Origin of the sequence: Flagellimonas marina, from assembly GCF_042651185.1 — a bacterium.
In the GTDB taxonomy this organism is placed as follows: Bacteria; Bacteroidota; Bacteroidia; order Flavobacteriales; family Flavobacteriaceae; genus Flagellimonas; species Flagellimonas marina.
Genome location: NZ_JBHSCL010000001.1, coordinates 18,509 through 37,731 on the forward strand (window position 1 = coordinate 18,509; position 19,223 = coordinate 37,731).

A 19,223-nucleotide genomic window follows, 5' to 3' on the forward strand; every position below is an offset into this window, starting at 1 on the left:
TCATAATTTTATGTTGCATTTTTATATTAAATAGAGAATCTATTTGGTCAGTGAAGAATCCCTTTAAGTGCCCTCAAATAAATTGAACAATCAAAAAGGTTTTCAATGGGTTTTAATGGGATGTTCCATTACCCCTTTATGGGTAATCTTCACCGGCTTTATAGTTCCATCTGCATTGAACTCCATCTTGTCCATACAAACCACGCGGTGGTCGCGATCCATATTGGGAATGGGCCTGCGGTGGTATACCATGATGTAATCATCAGTCCCTGGCTTTTTAATGACAGAATGATGCCCGGCCCCTGTGGCAATATCACCTTCCTTGGTCTCCAAAACAGTACCAATGCGTTCGTAGGGTCCAGTAGCCTTGTCAGACATTGAGTAGGCCACTTTATAGCTTCCGTCTCCCCAACTTCCTTCAGACCACATAAAATAATATATCCCGTTTCTCATAAACATAAATGGACCCTCCACGTAGCCTTCAGGGGTGATTTCCTTAAACAGTGAACCATCTTCCCAAGGGATAAACCCGGTAAAATCATCGTTTAGTTTTCCCAAATTACAATGACTCCATCCACCATAGAAAAAATAGTGCGTACCATCAGTATCTTTAAAAACAAATTGGTCTATGGGTTGGGCATCATTATAAAAATCAGATATCAATGGTTTGCCCAAATAGTCTTTATAGGGTCCTGACGGGCTTTGAGCTACAGCAACCCCAATACCACCATAATGGTTGATATCATTATTTGGGTCATAGGAATCCCTTCCCGGCCGCTGAATATCATTGGCGCCAAAAAAGAGATAATAGTCCCCATTTTTTTTGATGATGGAAGGGGCCCATAAAGCTTGCCGTAGCCACTTGATTTGGGTCGTATCCAAAATACGTTCATGCTTTTGCCAGTTGACCAAATCTTTGGAAGAGAAGGCATCAAAATGGAGCTGTTTGTCATAATCATCAGAGAATGTTGGAAATACCCAGTAGGTATCATCAAAAACGGCACCTTCGGGATCTGCATACCATCCTGGGAACAAGGGGTTATGATCTTGTTCCTTTTGTGAACTGCCTGATTGTGCACAAACTATTGTGCTGGTCAACAATATTATCCCAATAGTATATTTTCTAAAACTTCTATTCATGAATTGCATTGATTATTTCCAGATTGATTTTCTTTACTGCTGAAAAATCCATCTTATCCACCTTACGGTCATACGTCATAAACCCGTTAACTTCTCCCTCCACATCAGTAGTTTGGGTATACACGGCTGCTGAGAAGCCACGTAGCACCATTTGTTTCAGTTCCTTGGCATATTTGATGTATTCATCTGTGGTCTCTTTCGAGTTTTTGAATTTAATGTATCCCCAGTTGTTATCAGGTTTCCAGAGATGACCTTCCAAGGGCAGCCCAATTCCACCGTATTCACCCAATACATTGGTTCGTTCAGCATCATAAAGATACATTTTTGGTCCGGGATAGTTATGAAGATCTACGATATCGCCTGTGCGATAAAAATTACCTCCACTGGCCGAATTTACAAGTCGGCTGGGGTCATGGGCCTTAGTCCACTCCGTGATTTCTTCTGTTTTAAACTGGCCCCAAGCTTCGTTGAAAGGAACCCACACTACAATACTGGGGTGCGAATACAAATAATCCATGATACCCTTCCATTCTTTTCTGTAAATCGCTTCAGAATGGGCACTTCTTTTAAGTTCGGTGCCATCAAAATAACTATGGTTCTGCCATTGTGGGCTTTTATCCCCATTTGGCATATCTTGCCAGACCAATATTCCCAAACGATCGCAGTGGGTGTACCAGCGTGCGGGTTCCACCTTAACATGCTTGCGGATCATGTTGAACCCCAATTCCTTTGTTTTTACAATATCATATTTAAGGGCCTCATCGGTCGGAGCGGTATAAAGTCCATCGGGCCACCAACCTTGGTCCAACGGACCAAACTGAAAGTAATCCTTATTGTTGAGCTGCATTCGTACAACGCCATATTGGTCTTTCTGCATGGAAATCTTTCGCATCCCAAAATAACTTTTTACCTCATCCACCTCCTTACCATCACTGATCAATTTTATGGTAAGATCATATAAAAAGGGAGATTCTGGCGACCAAAGTTTGGCGTTTGGTACATTGAGCACCAATGATTCCCCAATTGATGATTTAGCAGTCACTATATTACTTTCACCATCAAAAACACTCACTTCAACAATATCACCATAGGTGCCGCCAACAATATCCGTCTCAATTTTTACGGTACTATTATCTATGTCTGGTACACTTTTCATGTGGGCAATACTTTTCTCGGCCACCGGTTCCAACCACACGGTTTGCCAAATACCCGTTACAGGTGTATACCAAATACCTTCAGGTTCCTTTACTTGCTTGCCCCGGGGTTGTGGACCATCGTTTGTGGGATCCCAAACCTTGACCACTAAATTTTGCTCGCTGGCGTTCAAAAATGGGGTGATATTAAAGGAAAAAGGTGTGTATCCTCCTTCGTGAGATCCAATTTTTATATCGTTGATCCAAATTTCGGTTCTCCAATCCACTGCTCCAAAGTGAAGTATTATGTTTTTTTCGCTCCATGTCACGGGAATCGTAAAAGAGGTTGTGTACCATAGCTCTCTGGAAGCTCCTACTTCCTTCATGACTCCAGATAGACTGCTTTCCACTGGAAAAGGCACTAAAATCTTTCCATCATATCGGGTTGGTTTGGACGACCCTTTAGGCTGAATAGCATACTCCCAAAGCCCATTCAGATTTTTCCAATCTGCCCTCTCCATAATCGGTCGCGGGTATTCTGACAATACATTTTTTGGGTCAATCTTTTCTGCCCAGGCTGTCTTGATCTTGCTACCAGCCGGTTTCCACTGTGCGGAGAGCTGAAAACTCAGCAGAACAGCAAAGAGTAAAGTAATTGTATTTCTCATAGTAAATGCTATTAGGGTCATTTTTAAATTTCGTTTGAAAATAGCTTCATTGTCCCATTGAATCCTGTTTTAAAAATTCAATGGCACCCATATAGCATTCCAAGTACCATCTTTTTGCGGTGAAGGGCACGATAATTTGTTTCAAAATACCTTACAATCTGTTCAAAAAGTGCATTTTCCAGAATCTTGATTGGAATTATGCAACAATTTGAAGCAAAATGACACGCTTTGTTGTTCTCTAAATCCATAATATTGTAAAACAGCAATGAGGTCTATGAAGAAGGGTATTTGGTTTGTTTTTTGGATATTCCTTTGCTCATTTTATTGGGCAACCGGTCAGGAATTTTATTTTAAGAATTACAAAGCGGAAGATGGTCTTTCCCATAACACCGTTCTTAGTTCCCTACAAGATGAGCGTGGTTTTTTGTGGTTTGGAACCAAGGATGGCCTTAACCGTTTCGATGGATATTCTTTCAAAATTTTTCAATACGATGCCAACAATCCAAAAAGTTTAGGCAGCAATTTCATTGAATGTCTTCACGAATACAAGGGCAAGTTATGGGTCGGTACAGATAGTGGACTGTTCAGCTATGATGAGCGCCATGAGAGTTTTGAGGCCATTGACGCTTCAATGGGTCTCCCTATTCTTGACATAGACCATGATGACGAGGGAAACCTATGGTTCATATCTGGTCAATCCTTGGTTAAATATGAGGTAGAAAGCCAAAAATCTACACGATATGATGCAGAAAAGCACTTTCAAGTAGAGGACATCACTAGAGATATTGATGGAAACATCTGGGCTGCCCATGATAATTCCCTGCACTTGTATGATAGCGATTCAAAGAGTTTCAAAAACTTCGAAATCACCTTAAATGAATCAACTTCCCCATTGTTGCGGATAAGCAAAATAGAAGCGCTAGACAGCAACACTTTATTGGTGGGCACACAAAGTCACGGCTTGCTCTCTTTTAACACTTCAAACCAAAACGTTATCAAGCTGTTGTATGCTGATGAAGATCAGCTATATGTACGAGGAATTTCCATAAAAAATGAGGATGAGCTTTGGGTGGCCACGGAATCAGGGCTTTTTATCTACAGCATAGAAAACGGAACTTACATCAACCTCAAAAAAAGCATTAATGATCCGTATGCCCTTTCTGACAATGCCCTTTATTGTGTCACTGTAGATAATGAGGACGGGGTATGGATCGGAAGTTATTTTGGTGGTATTAATTACTACCCAAAACAATACACCCAGTTCAACAAGTTTTTCCCCATACCCGGTGAAAACTCAATAAGCGGAAATGCGGTGCGAGAAATCATCAAAGATCGTCTAGGGAATCTTTGGATTGGAACTGAAGATGCGGGACTTAATAAATACAACCCAAGAACAGGGCTTTTTACAAATTATGCACCATCAGAATCGGACCAAACACTTTCCTATTATAACATTCATGCTCTTTTTCCCAAAGGAAACCGTTTATGGGTAGGTACTTTTCAGCATGGGTTGGACATAATGGACATAACTACCGGGAAGGTAGTAAAGCATTACGGGCGGGGTGATGGCCATGGACTTTCCAGTGATTTCATTTTCAGTCTATATGAGGATGATTTTGGGAATTTGTTTGTGGTAACAGATTCAGGGATTCAAACCTACGACCATGAAACCGACATGTTCACGACTATTGATGCCTTTTCTGAAGACACACATTTTACTGCCGTAATGAGAGATTCTAGTGGTGTGCTTTGGGCAGGTACCTATTGGGACGGTCTGGTTACTTTTAATCCAAAGACCAAAAAGAAAAGAATCTATAGGCATGACATAAATGATCAGAATAGTATTAGTGGGAACAATGTCAATGGAATATTTCAAGATAGCAGTAACCGAATTTGGATCACCACCGAATATGGCCTTAACCTTTATCGAGAAGAAACAAATGATTTTAAAACCTACACGGTTGGGGATGGTTTTCCCAGTAATGTGTTCTACTCCATAATTGAGGTTGGGGAATGGCTATGGATCAGTACCTCCAAAGGTTTGGTTGAATTTAACCCAGAAACTGAGGAAAAACGAGTTTACACAAAGGCCAATGGTTTGTTGAGCGACCAGTTCAATTACAATTCTGCCTATAAAGATGATAATGGTACGCTTTACTTTGGCAGTGTTGCGGGTTTGGTAAGTTTCAATCCTTCAAGTTTTAAAGAGAATTCGGAGCAATCCCCAATTTACCTGACAAGCTTACAAATCAACAACACAGAGGTGGATGTGTCGGTTAAGGGGTCACCTTTACAAGAATCATTGATTTGGGCTGATAAAATCAATTTAAAGCCCAACCAAGCATCTTTTAGTATTGGTTTTGCAGCTCTGGGTTACGCTGCTCCGGAGACCACCGAGTACTGGTATCGGATGGAGGGATTGAACGACGATTGGATCAGTCTAAAAAAGAGCCACAATGTATCTTTTACCGAAATTCCGGCAGGAAACTATGTTTTCAAAGTAAAATCCAAAAATTACGATGGTACTTGGAGTAAGGAATCCAAAGCTTTACAAATAAAAGTCCTTCCCATATTCTGGAAAAGCAATCTAGCCTACGCTCTATATACATTTTTGATCGCAACCTTGGCAATATTAGGGTTTAGACTATATCACCAAAGGAACAAGATCAAAAATATCCAGAGAATACGTCAGTTGAACTATAAGAAGGAGAAAGAACTGTACGAGGCAAAAATTGAATTCTTCACCAATATTTCCCATGAAATACGTACCCCGTTGACATTGATAAAAAGTCCATTGGAAAAAGTACTCAACAAGGCCAAGGAATTACCGGGTGTATCCGAAAATCTTAACATCATTGAAAAGAACACAAATCGATTGTTGGACCTTGTGAACCAACTGCTGGATTTTAGAAAAACTGAAACCGAACGGGTAAACCTTACGTTTGTGGAGACCAATATTACAGAGTTGGTTAAAAAGACCTTAGAACGATTTAGTGAAGCTATTGAGGAGCGGAAAATCAATTTTAAATTGAACACGGACAATCATGATATCTATGCCTATGTGGATGCAGAGGCCCTTCGGAAAATACTGAGCAATCTCTTTGGGAATGCCATAAAATATGCCGACAGGAATGTTAACGTGCACCTAAAGACCAGCACGGAAGGATTGATATTGACCATTGCCAATGATGGGAATTTAATTCCCACGCATTTAAAAGAAACCATTTTTGAACCTTTCTATAGAGTATCGGGGGTGGAGAATCAGTCTGGGACTGGAATTGGACTTGCATTGGCTAGATCGCTCACAGAAATGCACCAAGGAAGCTTAACACTTGACGCCAGTAGTGGAATCGAAAACTGTTTTGTGCTGGTGTTGCCCATCCGACAAGAAAAGGAATTTGTGCTCTGGCCCAAAAGAATGGATCAAAGGTTCCAAAGTGACGAACCAGATGAAAGTTTAACAGTATTTGGAAAAACAAGTATCTTACTTGTAGAGGACAGTGAAGAACTCCTGGATTTTATTGCCAAAGAATTGAAAGAGGAGTATACTGTTTTTAAAGCTTCAGACGGCACAGTTGCCCTTCAGATATTGGAAGTAGAAAACATTCACCTTGTCATCAGTGATGTAATGATGCCCGGTATGGACGGTTTTACATTGTGCAAAAACTTAAAAACCAACTTGGAAACAAGTCATATTCCAGTGATTCTACTCACTTCAAAAAGTGCAATGTCCGCCAAAATGGAGGGGCTTGAGTCTGGTGCCGATGCCTACATGGAAAAACCTTTCTCCATGCGGCACCTAAAGGTGCATATTGCGAACTTGCTAGAAAATAGAAAGCACATTCTGGAACACTACACAAGTTCCCCACTGGCCCATATTAGAAGTATTGCCAATACAAAGACCGATGAAACTTTCATCAAGAAATTGGATGAGGTCATATACGAGAATATGGCGGACCATGACCTTAATGTAGAAGTTTTAGCGGAGATTATGAACATGAGTCGGTCAACCCTATACCGCAAGATTAAGGACATATCCAACCTGAGTCCCAATGAACTAATAAACATTACTCGCCTAAAGAGGTCTGCTGAACTTTTAAAAACAGGGAAATATCGCATTTTTGAGGTAGCGGAAATTGTAGGATACAATTCGGCGACCAGTTTTGGACGCAATTTTCAAAAGCAATTTGAAATGACCCCGACCGAATATATGCAAGGAAAACCTTGAGTTTTTTAATCTGCTACCAAAATCAATTTTTGCAAGCCAGTCACATTTAACATTTAAAATTTTCACCTTATGCGTTTCCAAAAAACAATATGAAAAACCGCTCTTGACCTTCGTTAATCTTTATCGATTCCTAATTGCATTCTTGCGTTGGAAATTATCTTGAAATCCATCTAAAGTTATAACAACAAGGACAATCCAAATTTTATAATTATGGAAGGGCTACGTTCTTCACCAAAGGTTTTATCAATTAATCCATTTCAAACACGTCCAATCATAAATTTTCCCACGAAGTCTGAAGCTTTGTATGGATAAATTAAGACTCATCCTCATTTAGCTTTTCTATGAAATACGATGGAAGGATTCCCAATCGTTTTTTAAAAGCAGAGTAAAATGTGTTAAGGTTATTAAACCCACTTGTAGTAGCTATGTATGCCAGTTTACTGTTACGGTATTCCTTGTCTTCCAACAGTCTGTTAAGAAGATAATTTATTCTAAGCTCGTTAACATAATTATTAAAGTTGGTGTTTTTCTCGTGATTTATCACCTGGGATAGATATTTCTGGTTAGTCTGTAATTGATTGGACAAACTACGAAGGCTGCATTTTGGATCTAGAAAGAAGGTTTCTTCTTCCAACCTATCAAGTTTCGTAAGGATGATATCTTTTATATCCTCATCCAGATAGTTTTTGTTTGAACTTGAAACAATCGGTGGCTCAACAGAATCTTCTTTATTTGCAACAGCAACCTTTTTCTTTTGATTCAGTTTTTCCATGGCAAGTTCCTTTGTTCGGGAATAGAGCAACTTATTCTTCTTTTTAACTTTTAAGTACGAATACGTTGCAAATCCACCAGAAATAAGGGCAAGGGTCAATATAATGGCCAGCAAGTGGTATCTTTCTTCTTGTGATTGAGACTTGATTTCCAGTATTTCCTTTTGCTTCGAAATCTCTGAAATCCTTTGTCTAGCCTCCAGTATTTTTAATTTTTGCTCAGATTCTACCGAGAAAAGAGAATCACTTACCGATTGGTACAGATTGGAAAAAAATATTGACTCATCGGTATTGCCCCTTAATTGGTTGATTTCGGAAAGACTTTTGCTTACTTCTTTTACAACATCAAAAGCCTTGATTGTATTTGCCGTTTGATAGGCTTTGTAATAATCGTTCATGGCACATGTTGTGTCTTTTTGTTTTAAATGTAAATCCGCCATTAAAACATACAATCTTGGCTTTCTAAATCTGTAGTTGTTATATTCAATCAACTTCAATGCCTCAATTAAAAACTCCTCAGCTTTTTCCAGCTCGGATTCTTCTATATAAATATCGGCAATGTTCATATAAACCACACTTTGTATGTAACTGCCCGGTGCTTCCACCAATTTTTCTAGATCTAGATAAAGATCATAAATCTCACGTGCCTTTTTGCTCCCTTCTAGCTTATGGGTCATTCTGGCTATCTCATCGATCTTTGGAAAAACAAACCTTGTTTCCTTAAGTTCCAATATATAATCAAGACCGTTCAAGCAATTCTCAAGTGCTTTTTCGTATTCACCCAGCCTTAGGTAAAAATGGGAGATTGCGGAGTACGCGCGCATGAGGGTGTAGGGGTCATCAATAGCTTCGCCGTGTTCGAGGAGGTTTAGGGCTATCTCGTATGCTAGATCATAATCGCCCCTTTCTGAAAATATGTAAGATCTAAAGGTTTCGCAATCAGCTTTAATTTTGTGGAAGGTCTCATAATTTTCGTATGATTCCAGTTGATTGAGCAGATCCACGGACTTATCAAACTCACCTTTAACAAAAAAAATAAAGGCTTGGTTCAACAGAGTTCTAAAATAGCCTTGTTCATAATTTATTTCCAGAGAAAATATTCGTGCCTCATCATTATACTCTTTGGCAAGTTCGCTTGATTTAAAAATAAAATGTGTGAACAAATCAAAACAAGCGTTGACCCTATCTTCACCACTTGAATTTGCCCTTACTTCCAAGAGTTCCTCCAAAGTTGGAAAGTGGTGGTTTTCCACCATTTCCCTTATCCCATTTAAATAGTGTCCAAGCCTATCAGATGACACCTCTTGGCCATTGACCGGTGCCATAATTAAAAAAAGTAGTAATATCTTGACCTGTTTAAACAACATCGTACTTTACTGCGTTATGGTTGGCTTGTTTTGTTTTTTTACCAACAGGTGATTGCTCATAGGCTTCATGGTTAAATTCCCCCAGCCTCTTTTTTTTATTTAAAGTGAGATACCTCACTTGTTATCATTTTTTTTGGAACGAGAAATATATTCATAGTAAGTTTATTACAAATATTAGCAATAATACCTACAAAGAAAAAGCAATGTTGGATTACGACAACATTGCTTTTAGACTAACATGAATCAAAATTCAACTAACTCAAAATTTTACGGATCTCGATCCAATTCTTTAACTTATGAGATAAGTAAAAACTTTGCTGTAAAATTAACTTCCATGAATTTAACATATCTCTAACACCTATTGCGGCATATTACAAAAAACAAAACTCAAATTCATGAATTTTAAGCCTTGTTCATTTTAAAGGTGGAATTTTTGCGTTTTTCTTGATTTTGTACTCAAATAAATTCTTGGTGCTATTGTATTATGGACACTTTATTGCCTTTAAAAACCAATAGTTTTCCCTTGTTCTGTGTTACAAAGAACAAGCTATTGCCCTCAGCATTTTTTACCTGGGCCATTGCTTTTGCATCTCCTGGAACTAGAAACCCACTTCTTGTTGTTTCTATGGACTCAAAACCACCTTTTCCGTCTCCTTTTAAGAAAATACCGTTTAAAGCATCATATCTTCCAATAAAGATTTCATTGCCAAAATCATTGCCCACACCAAGAATATCATCAATTCCGTCTCCATCAATATCGGTCAACAACAAATCCTTCAAAGGTGCCAATTGGGCTTCAACGGGAAGGGGGTGGATAGCAAATTTGCCGTTGCCCAAATTCTCCAGATAAATACTCTTATCATAATTCCCTTGCAGTATCAGGGCATTCTCAAATTCATCTTCATTGAACATTGTACTTAAAGTGGCTTCTGCATATTCCCTGAAGTAATTAAACTTGCCCCTGAACATAGGACTTTGCACATTTATATCTCCCCAAAAATTTACAGGATAAGGCTTATAGCCCCCATTTTTATCTTTAAAATATGCAAAACAGATGGGGTCTTGACTCCCATTATTATCAAAATCTTTTGACACCAAGTGCACAGGTCTTTCGGCAGATGGCTGGTAAAAATTGTTCCGGCCCAGATTGCCCGCTACAAAATCAAGGTCTCCATCACCGTCCATGTCCCGGGCCCGAATAGCTTCCCACCAACCCAAATGGGACTCAATACCTGTTTCTTCAATTTTGCTGAAGGAGGTCAGTTGATTTTTGAAAAAACTAATGGGCATAAACTCTCCCAAAACCACCAAATCCTGCAATTGATCGCCATCATAATCTGCCCAAATGGCATCTGTTACCATTCCCACATTTCTCAGTTGGGGTGCATATTCGTCCGTAACATCCTTTAATGTGCCATTGTAATTTTTTAATAAAAAGCTTCTTTCGGGCAATGGATATTTACCTACTGGGGTTCTACCTCCCACAAATAAGTCCACAAATCCGTCACCATCAAAATCCGCGGCTTTAACAACCGATCCACTAGCATGTATTGCTGGAATGCGACTTTGGTCATGGGCAAAATTTCCTTTTCCATCATTTAATAAAACCCGATCTGCATAGAATTCACTATCAGCAGCAAATTCATTGCTACCGGAAACCATGTAAAGATCTAAATCCCCATCATTGTCAATATCGAACAGTTCCATTCCTTCTTCCTCATAGCCCATATCCGTTGCATTGGTGAACATTGCACTTTCTGTAAAGTTTCCATGGGCATCTTGGAGAAGCAAAGTGGGAGAATGCCCGGCAGAGCTTCCAATAATGACATCCTCCAAAGAATCTCCATTGATGTCCCCAACTACAAGACAAGGTCCATTTTGGGTTAATTTGTGGGGAAGGGTTCTTTGTTGCGAACTGAAGTCCACAAAATCTTGTTCCTTGTGTTTGAAATTGATGCCCAACTCGCTTGAAATCTCAGTTACTATTTCTTGCCTTGGATTTGATTTCAACTTCCTTGAATCAGGATCATCCATTGCTTTGCTGGCACTATGATCAATATGTACCACTTGATTGGATGGAACGTTGTTCAATTTGCTATAATTTCCATCTGGCCACTGAATTTCAATGTCCGAAATGCTGTTATGCGACCCCACACCAAAGTGAATTGTAGGATCAACCGAGGACATATAGCCCCTAGTAAGATAGTGCTGGTAGTATTGTGCTTGTTTTTCGCCATAACGGATCAGAACTTTTGTGCCGATGGCCAAGGGGTTTTTGGCATCACCCTTTAATTGAATGCGCAGGTAGTTTGCATTCTCGTATTTTGGTAATTCAGAGCGGTTTTCGAAAATAAACGCTTCCTCATTAATATTGTTCACCACATAATCCAGGTCTCCGTCTCCGTCCAAATCAGCGTATGCCGCCCCATTGGAAAAAGAAGGAATATTTAATCCCCATTCATCCCCTACTTCCTCAAAGGTCCAATCCCCTTTGTTTTTATAGGCATAGTTGGGGATTTTGACCACTGGAATGGAATCCAAGATTTGTTTGGGACTAAGAAACGATGAGGCTCCCAATCTAAAATCTCCAAAATCCCTGTCCGTGACATCTCTGGGAAATCCGTTGGTTACCAATAGATCCCTAAATCCGTCATTGTCCACATCAATTAAAAGTGGCGACCAACTCCAGTCCGTTTTTGATATTCCGGCCATTAGGCCGACTTCACTAAAATTTCCTTCGGGTCCAGAGCCCTTGTGCAGCATGTTGCGCATGTATTGATACTGATAATCGTATCGCTCGTTAAGAATATATTCGAGGTAGTTGGTGTTTCCAATTGTAGTTTTCATCCGTTGGTTGGTCTCGCCCAACATATCAAGGGTGATAATATCCAACAGACCATCATTGTCATAATCAGCAATATCGGACCCCATGGAAAACTTGCTTTGGTGCTTTATATATTCTTCAATATTGTTGGTGAATGTTCCATCTCCATTATTGATGTAGAGCAAATTATTGGTCAAGTAGTCGTTACTCACATGAATGTCCGGCCAGCCATCATAATTAATGTCCGATATGGCCAATCCCAGGCCAAAACCTTCATATACAATACCAGCTTCAATGGTTACATCACTAAAAGTTCCATCTCCGTTGTTGTGGTACAATCTATCATTGCTTATCGCAGAGCCATCATTTATTTTTGGGCGGTAATTTGTGGGAAGCGTATGCACTTGCTGGTTGTTGAGCACATACAAATCCAAAAAACCATCTTTATCATAATCAAAGAAGGTGGCATTCATACTGTTCCTAGCGTCATCAATGCCATACTTGCCCGCCATTTCACGAAATATGGGGACTCCATTTTTATTAAGGCCCTGGTGTACAAAAAGTAAATTTTTGGTCAGTTCGCTCTCATTTTTCATTGCGGTGCAAACATAAATATCCAGCCAACCATCCAAATTAACATCAACCACCGCAACCCCAGTACACCAATGCTCGCTTGCCTCGATACCGGATTCTTGGCCAACATCCTTGAATCTAAAATCGCTTTGGTTCAAGTACAGTTTGTTTGCTACTTGATTTCCGGTAAAAAAAATATCGCTCTTACCATCGTTGTTGAAATCTCCGATGGCCACTCCCCCTCCATTAAAAATGTATTCGTTGGTGAGGATATTGAAGCTATCGGTCTCAACGATTTTATTGTTAAAGCCTATTCCCGTCCTTTTAGCAGGTACTTGCCTGAACAAGGCCGAATCATCTTTTTTACATGAAACGAATAGAACACCGATGCATAAAAGCGTGAAAATCTTTCTCATGGGAAACTGGATTATTCATTTAGGCAACAGGGTATTTCTTATACTGATATAACCCTGCTATTCTGAATGATAAAATACCCTAAAAGGCCTTGACTTTTAATCAAGGCCTTTGGGGTTTATTGGATTCTAAAATAACAATTCTTTCTAATAAGCCGGATCCTGGGTAAGGGTTGGCTGTCCATCCAATGCAGACCTATCTATGGCCTCTATTGGAATCGGGAAAAACTCGTTTTTGTTCTCCTCAAAGCTACTGCCCTGCAAGTATGTCCTGTGTTCCGACTCACTCTGAATGTAGGCATTTAATACTTCAGCTGCCACTCCCCAACGCTGAAGATCAAAGAAGCGGTGGCCTTCCATTGCAAACTCCAATCTACTTTCAAAGCGTACGGCATCACGGGCCAAATCTTGATCGGTCCAAGGCGTGTCATAGGTGCTTATTTCGTAATTCGCTGCATATTGGCCATCAACAATGGTAAAGTCATTACGCTCTTCTCCTTGCGTGGCCAAAGGCACAAAACCTTCTGGGTTCGCTGCTCTAGTTCTGATCATGTTTACCAACTCGCGCGCTCTTTCAAGGTCTCCAAGTTCAACTTCGGCTTCTGCAAGCCAAAGAATAATCATGTCCAATCGCATTATTCTATAATTGTTGGCAGAAAGATTACCCCATCCCCCTTGACCAAATGCTTCTGGTTCGGCCACATGTTTCATACTGAAAAATGGACCGGCGTAGGTAAGATCACGAACAAAATCTGTCTGGTAAATTTTAAAGCCTTTGTAAAGGATACCAGGCCTACCAACGGTGTGGTCTATTCGTGGATCTAGAGGGCCTGTATAGTCAGAAAGGGTTGTGGTTTCATCAACAGTTGCGGGCACATCTTCATTATCAAAAGTGTCCAACATTGGAAGCCCTGATTCAGTCTTGTATGCATTTACCAAGTTTTGGGAAACTTGATAGAATCCACAGCATCCCCAAGGGTCGGTGTAAGGATGTGCAAGACCTATCCCCCTATTTGCTGCATCTCCTGATGCACTATTGATGGCATATTGAACCTCAAATATGGATTCTGAATTGTTTCGTGTGGCCACCAAAAAGTTATCTTGAAAATTGTCAACCAACGAGAAAGGACCATTGTCCAGAATATCATCTAAAATGGTTTTGGCCTCTTGCAATTTAGCAGTGTTGGCGGATCCATCTGAATTCCAACCTTGGTACATTTTAGCCTTGGCCAAGAAAGCCATAGCTGCCCATCTAGTAGGCCTTCCCACATCACCTTGACTTTCAGGTAAAACGGCTGCAGCAGCTTCAAAATCCGCTTCGATAAATGGCCATATTTCCACATCATTGGGCACCTTTGTACTTTCAAGGTCGTTCAAATCAAAGGCTTCATCATTGATATAGGTTGGCATTCTCCACATTTTCCTTGCTTCAAAATGAAACAGTCCTCTTAAGAAACGGGCTTCTGCAATTATCTGTTGTTTTTGTTCATCAGTAGCATCTTCAACCTTTTCCAACGTGGTAATTACGTTATTGGTAGCTGCAACTCCTTTGTAAAGTCCCCGCCACTTATCTCTAATGTGCACATTGAATGATTGAAAGTCATACGCTTCTATAAAAGACTGCTCCGGTTGATCACCCGCATCAGTTCCTTTTAAAGCATCATCCGAAGCTAAATTAAACACCCAGTTATGAATATCATTGTGCCATGTCTGACCTGTAAGTCCTCCACCAGGAACCATGGTATAGGCCCCTAGCAAAAGTCCGTTTACACCATCAAGGGTAGCGACGTCTCCTTCACTAAACTGCCCTTCTGGTTGTCTGTCCAAAAAATCGTCTTTGCAGCTCAGCATCAAAACAAGTGAGCCGAGCATTACAAAAAATATTGAGATTATCTTTTTCATCTGTATAAACATTAAATTTTTCATTATTTAAAAGTAACATTCAGTCCTAAAATCACTGTTTTTGCCACAGGTTGGGCACCACCATCATAACCAAGGGTTAGGTTTCTTCTAGAGTCATCCCTGTCTATTGACCTTGCATCATCTGCACTTACCAATTGAACTTCTGGGTTAAGCCCGGAGTATTTGGTAAAGGTGAACATGTTTTGACCTTGGACATAGAGTTGAGCTCTGGAGAGACCAATTGAGGATAAAATCTTATCAGGGAAATTATACGTCAATTGAATGTTCTTAATCCTGAAAAAACTACCATCTTCAATAAGATAAGAAGAAGGTCTACTACTAATTTGATCGTTAGCATCCATAATAGGTGAAGTAGCGTTAGGATTGGCAGCTACCCAAGTACTTGGATCAGCAGTGGGGTTTGTAGGCTGCCATGCATCATATAGCGCTCTTCTACTTCTGTTCCCCTGAAAGGTATTGAAGTCCGCAAAATATCTCACGTAGTTGAAGACATCGTTTCCTTGGGAACCATTTCCAAATATATTCAAGTCCAGATTTTTATAACTCAAATTAACATTTATCCCATATGTGAAATCTGGATGTGGGGTTCCAATAACTGTACGATCATCATCGTTTATCACCCCATCATTGTTCACATCGGCCATTCTAAATTTTCCTGGGGCATTATAATCGCCATAGGGCGCCCACGCATCAGCTTCGGCTTGTGACTGGAAAATTCCGAGTACCTTAAAGCCATAGAAAGAGGACAATGGCAAGCCAGCTTCTGTAATGGACAGGGCCGGAATTCTTCTACTTTCACCAAAAATCCTTGTGCTTTCGCCTTCCAGTTGATCAACATTGTTTTTATAAGTAGAAACGTTGGCGCTTACCTCATAGGAGAAATCTCCTTTTCTGTCGCCGTAGCTAATTCCCAGATCAACACCTTTGTTCGTCATTTGTCCTACGTTAAATGCAGGTTCATCTGCTTGCCCTGCGGTATAGGTTACCGGAACGTTGATAAGCATGTCTGAGGTAACTCTTTTCCACAAATCCAAGTTAACGGACAGCTTATTGTCCAGCATCACCAAGTCCAAACCAAGGTTGTTTGAAGTGGTCGCCTCCCACTTGGCATTGGGGTTACCAAAAGCTCGCGGGGAAAAACCAATTCGGGGCGATCCAGTAGATCCATCAATGGGGTAGCCCGCTGTAATAATATCGGAGCGATATGTAGTATAGGCATTGTAGTCCCCAATTTGCTGGTTACCTGTTTTACCCCAACCGTATCGAAGTTTTAAATCGTCTATCCAAGTAACACTATCCATGAAGTTTTCTTCAGAGACCCTCCAACCCGCACTAAAGGCTGGAAAAAAGGCACTTCTCGATGCTTGTTGAAACCTAGAGGAGGAATCGTTCCTTAAAATTACCTGGGCCAAATATTTACCATCATAGTCATAGTTTAATTGACCAAACTGAGACCACAAAGAATAATCTTGCCAAACAAAGCCTCTATTGGTAGAGGTAGTAGCATCACCTAAATCCAAATAACTAAGGATATTGGTTGTTTCAAAAGCAAATCTTTGTCTGCTTGCCTCTAGCCGCTCTTCAAACTGTTGAATTGATTCTACACCAACGTATGCCTTAAAATTGTGTATTTCATTTAAAGTTTTTGCATACGTCAAGGTATTTGTCCATGTCCATTGGTATTCATATTGTTCCCTAGCGGTTGAACTATTGATAAAGTTACCCTCAACATATTCTGGTTGTGGACGTCCTAAATCCCTTTCCCTTTGCACACGGGCATCAACACCAAAACTGGAACGTACCTCTAGATTTGGCAATAGCTCATAGTTTACATAGGCATTTCCCAAAAGGCGCAAACCATATCTTCTATCATCCTTGTCTCTTTGTAATCTTGCATACGGGTTAAAGTTATTTCCCAAATTGGCACCTCTACTTCCAGCAAAGTTTCCTGCTATATCATAAATGGGCAGCAGCGGATGGTGTTTGTATGCCCCGGAAACAGGACTTTGCTCATCATTATTGGAAACAAACCCTTTAAGATTATCAAAAGAAGCTGTGAAGTTTTCGCCAATGGTCAATTTTTTGTTCAAAGCTTTAAACTCAGTATTGGCCCTTAGCGATACCCGGTCATAGCTAAAGAATTTAATGATACTATTTTGGGAGAAATATCCAAGGGTAAAAGCGTATCGTGCATTCTCAGTTGCTCCAGAAGCCGATATATTGTGATTTAAGATTGGAGCCGACCTGGATATCTCTTGCCACCAATCGGTATCGGCTGAACGTGTAATTGCATAAATATTGCCTTCTTCCAAGGCATATAGGTCTGGATCTACACCTGGGTCACCTTCATTGGCACCGCTCGGAAACACATAATCCGGTATGGTTACTTCGCCATTAGGACCAAATGTATACTGGCCATGACTAGGTGTTTTTCCGGCATATAAATCCGCCAGATACAAATAGTTGCCCAACTCCCTAGCATTCAAAGCCTCCACGTCATTAGCAGGAGACTGGATACCATAGTATGTGCTATATTCTATAGTGGGTTTGCCTACTTTACCTTTTTTAGTGGTAATGATAATAACCCCATTTGCCGCCCTAGAACCATATATGGAGGCGGAAGAAGCATCTTTTAATACCTGCAACGACTCAATATCGTTAGGATTTAGGTTGGATTGCTGCTGCGACGGAACGCCATCAATAATGTACAGGGGATCGTTATTGCCCAATGTACCAAAACCACGAATACGGACAGTTGCTCCACCGCCGGGTTTAGCATCATTGACAATGGTAACCCCTGCGGCCCTACCTTGCAATTGTTGTGAAAAAGTTGTGGCAGGCACGGACTGCATCTCTTCAGTGTCCACTACGGTTACAGCACCTGTTAAATCTTTTTTGGCCTGCGAACCATATCCTGTTACAACAATCTCATCCAATCGATTTGCATCTTCTTCCATGGTTACATCGATTGTGGTCTGCCCATTTACGGCAACTTCTGTTGTTCTGTACCCTATGTAACTTATTACCAGGGTAGCATCACTATCAGCCTCAATGGTGTACTTACCATCAAAATCGGTTTGGGTTCCAGTTACTGTTCCCTTTACCACTACGTTGGCCCCTGGCAAGGGTCCTGTCTCATCAGACACCGTACCCGTAATAGTTTGGGTTTGGGCATGTGCAAGACCCATACAAAGTACAGCTGCCAAAAAAGTAATTGTCTTGAAAAAAGGTTTTTTCATAATTAAATTTTAGGTTGGTTTAGTTAATTAGTTTTGTTTTCATCAACTACGATGAAGAATTAATTTAAGTGTAGTAAACTTAATTTTTAAAGGCCTTACTTGGTGAGATTAACGCCATTATACGCCTTCAAATTCATGAATTTTATAATAAAAGAGATAAAATTTTATGTATTTGTAAATTTTTGTCTTAAAAACAAAACCTCGTGGGTTTTTGAAAAAAATCCAAAACCAATGGTTTTATGTGATGAGATTTCCGTTTTCATCCCATACAGCAATTTCATTTCGGGTACTTTGGTCAATACATTTTGCGATCCATTCAGGGTCATATTCCATACCATGCTGGTCCAAAACTTCTTGTGGAACACCATCCCAAATATTGGGTTGATTTCCCTTATAGCCCAAGTCGGCTATACCAACTTTTGAGGTATAATATCCAGTTACCGTTAAATTGCGCATAAGGGCAAAAAATTGAATTTCCAAAGGTTGTTCATCCAAAGGAATATCAATATCATGAAAGGCTATGGTGTCTAAAATTTGTTTTTGCTGCCCTATTGAAGCGGCCTTAAATTCTTGATTAAATAGCGTATTGCATTTATGGTCCAGCCACATGAGCCCCCCTTTTAGCGTAAGCTGTAATTCTGGAATGTCCTTGGCCATAAATTCGATGAACTCTGGCACTTCGGCCTCTATTGGGCCGCCATGGGGCTCTTTTGGAGGTAGAATGATGGTACTTAAAACTGCTATGGTCTCCAACTCATGTTCGTTGAAAAACTGCTCACTATTTAGCTTTTCAATGCGTTCCAATTCTTCTGGGGTCCTTCCAAAGTGGGCAACATCCGTTTTCTTGGGAATGTCCAAATCGGTGTCAGGTTTACAACCATGGAATGCCATGGCAGATGCTCCTGCACCTAAAATGATGGTCTGTATACTTTTTCTTCTATCCAT

8 protein-coding genes are annotated in these 19,223 nt (G+C 40.3%); 1 reads left to right on the top strand and 7 read right to left on the bottom strand.

The window, feature by feature from the left end; genetic code table 11:
- Positions 1-102: 102 nt before the first annotated feature.
- Together ACFOWS_RS00060 and ACFOWS_RS00065 are read right to left on the bottom strand one after the other, a co-directional pair.
- Positions 103-1,140 (bottom strand): glycoside hydrolase family 43 protein, encoded by a 1,038-nt coding sequence (locus ACFOWS_RS00060; RefSeq protein ID WP_379761839.1) that lies wholly within the window; start codon positions 1,138-1,140, stop codon positions 103-105.
- A complete protein-coding gene (locus ACFOWS_RS00065; RefSeq protein ID WP_379761841.1) occupies positions 1,133-2,941 on the bottom strand; it encodes a glycoside hydrolase family 2 protein in 1,809 nt (602 codons plus the stop codon). Before ACFOWS_RS00065 ends, ACFOWS_RS00060 begins: the two co-directional genes overlap by 8 nt.
- Before the next feature lie 274 nt (positions 2,942-3,215).
- On the opposite strand from ACFOWS_RS00065, the gene ACFOWS_RS00070 reads away from it, so the two are divergent.
- Positions 3,216-7,169 carry a two-component regulator propeller domain-containing protein gene (locus tag ACFOWS_RS00070; RefSeq protein WP_379761843.1) on the top strand — a complete coding sequence of 1,318 codons (3,954 nt, stop codon included), beginning with the start codon at positions 3,216-3,218 and terminating at the stop codon, positions 7,167-7,169.
- 313 nt (positions 7,170-7,482) lie between these two features.
- Here the strand turns inward: ACFOWS_RS00070 and ACFOWS_RS00075 are convergent, their stop codons facing one another.
- The 5 genes from ACFOWS_RS00075 to ACFOWS_RS00095 form a co-directional block, all read right to left on the bottom strand.
- Positions 7,483-9,264, bottom strand: coding sequence for a helix-turn-helix domain-containing protein (locus ACFOWS_RS00075; protein WP_379761845.1), 1,782 nt, complete (start codon positions 9,262-9,264; stop codon positions 7,483-7,485).
- A 516-nt stretch (positions 9,265-9,780) separates the two neighbouring features.
- Positions 9,781-13,119, bottom strand: coding sequence for a VCBS repeat-containing protein (locus ACFOWS_RS00080; RefSeq protein WP_379761847.1), 3,339 nt, complete (start codon positions 13,117-13,119; stop codon positions 9,781-9,783).
- Between the two features lie 144 nt (positions 13,120-13,263).
- Entirely contained in the window at positions 13,264-15,018 is a 1,755-nt protein-coding gene (locus tag ACFOWS_RS00085) for a RagB/SusD family nutrient uptake outer membrane protein (protein WP_379761849.1), read from the bottom strand.
- A 23-nt stretch (positions 15,019-15,041) separates the two neighbouring features.
- Complete coding sequence (locus ACFOWS_RS00090) at positions 15,042-18,278, bottom strand: SusC/RagA family TonB-linked outer membrane protein (RefSeq protein WP_379761851.1); 3,237 nt, start codon at positions 18,276-18,278, stop codon at positions 15,042-15,044.
- A 237-nt stretch (positions 18,279-18,515) separates the two neighbouring features.
- A complete protein-coding gene (locus ACFOWS_RS00095) occupies positions 18,516-19,223 on the bottom strand; it encodes a gluconate 2-dehydrogenase subunit 3 family protein (protein ID WP_379761853.1) in 708 nt (235 codons plus the stop codon).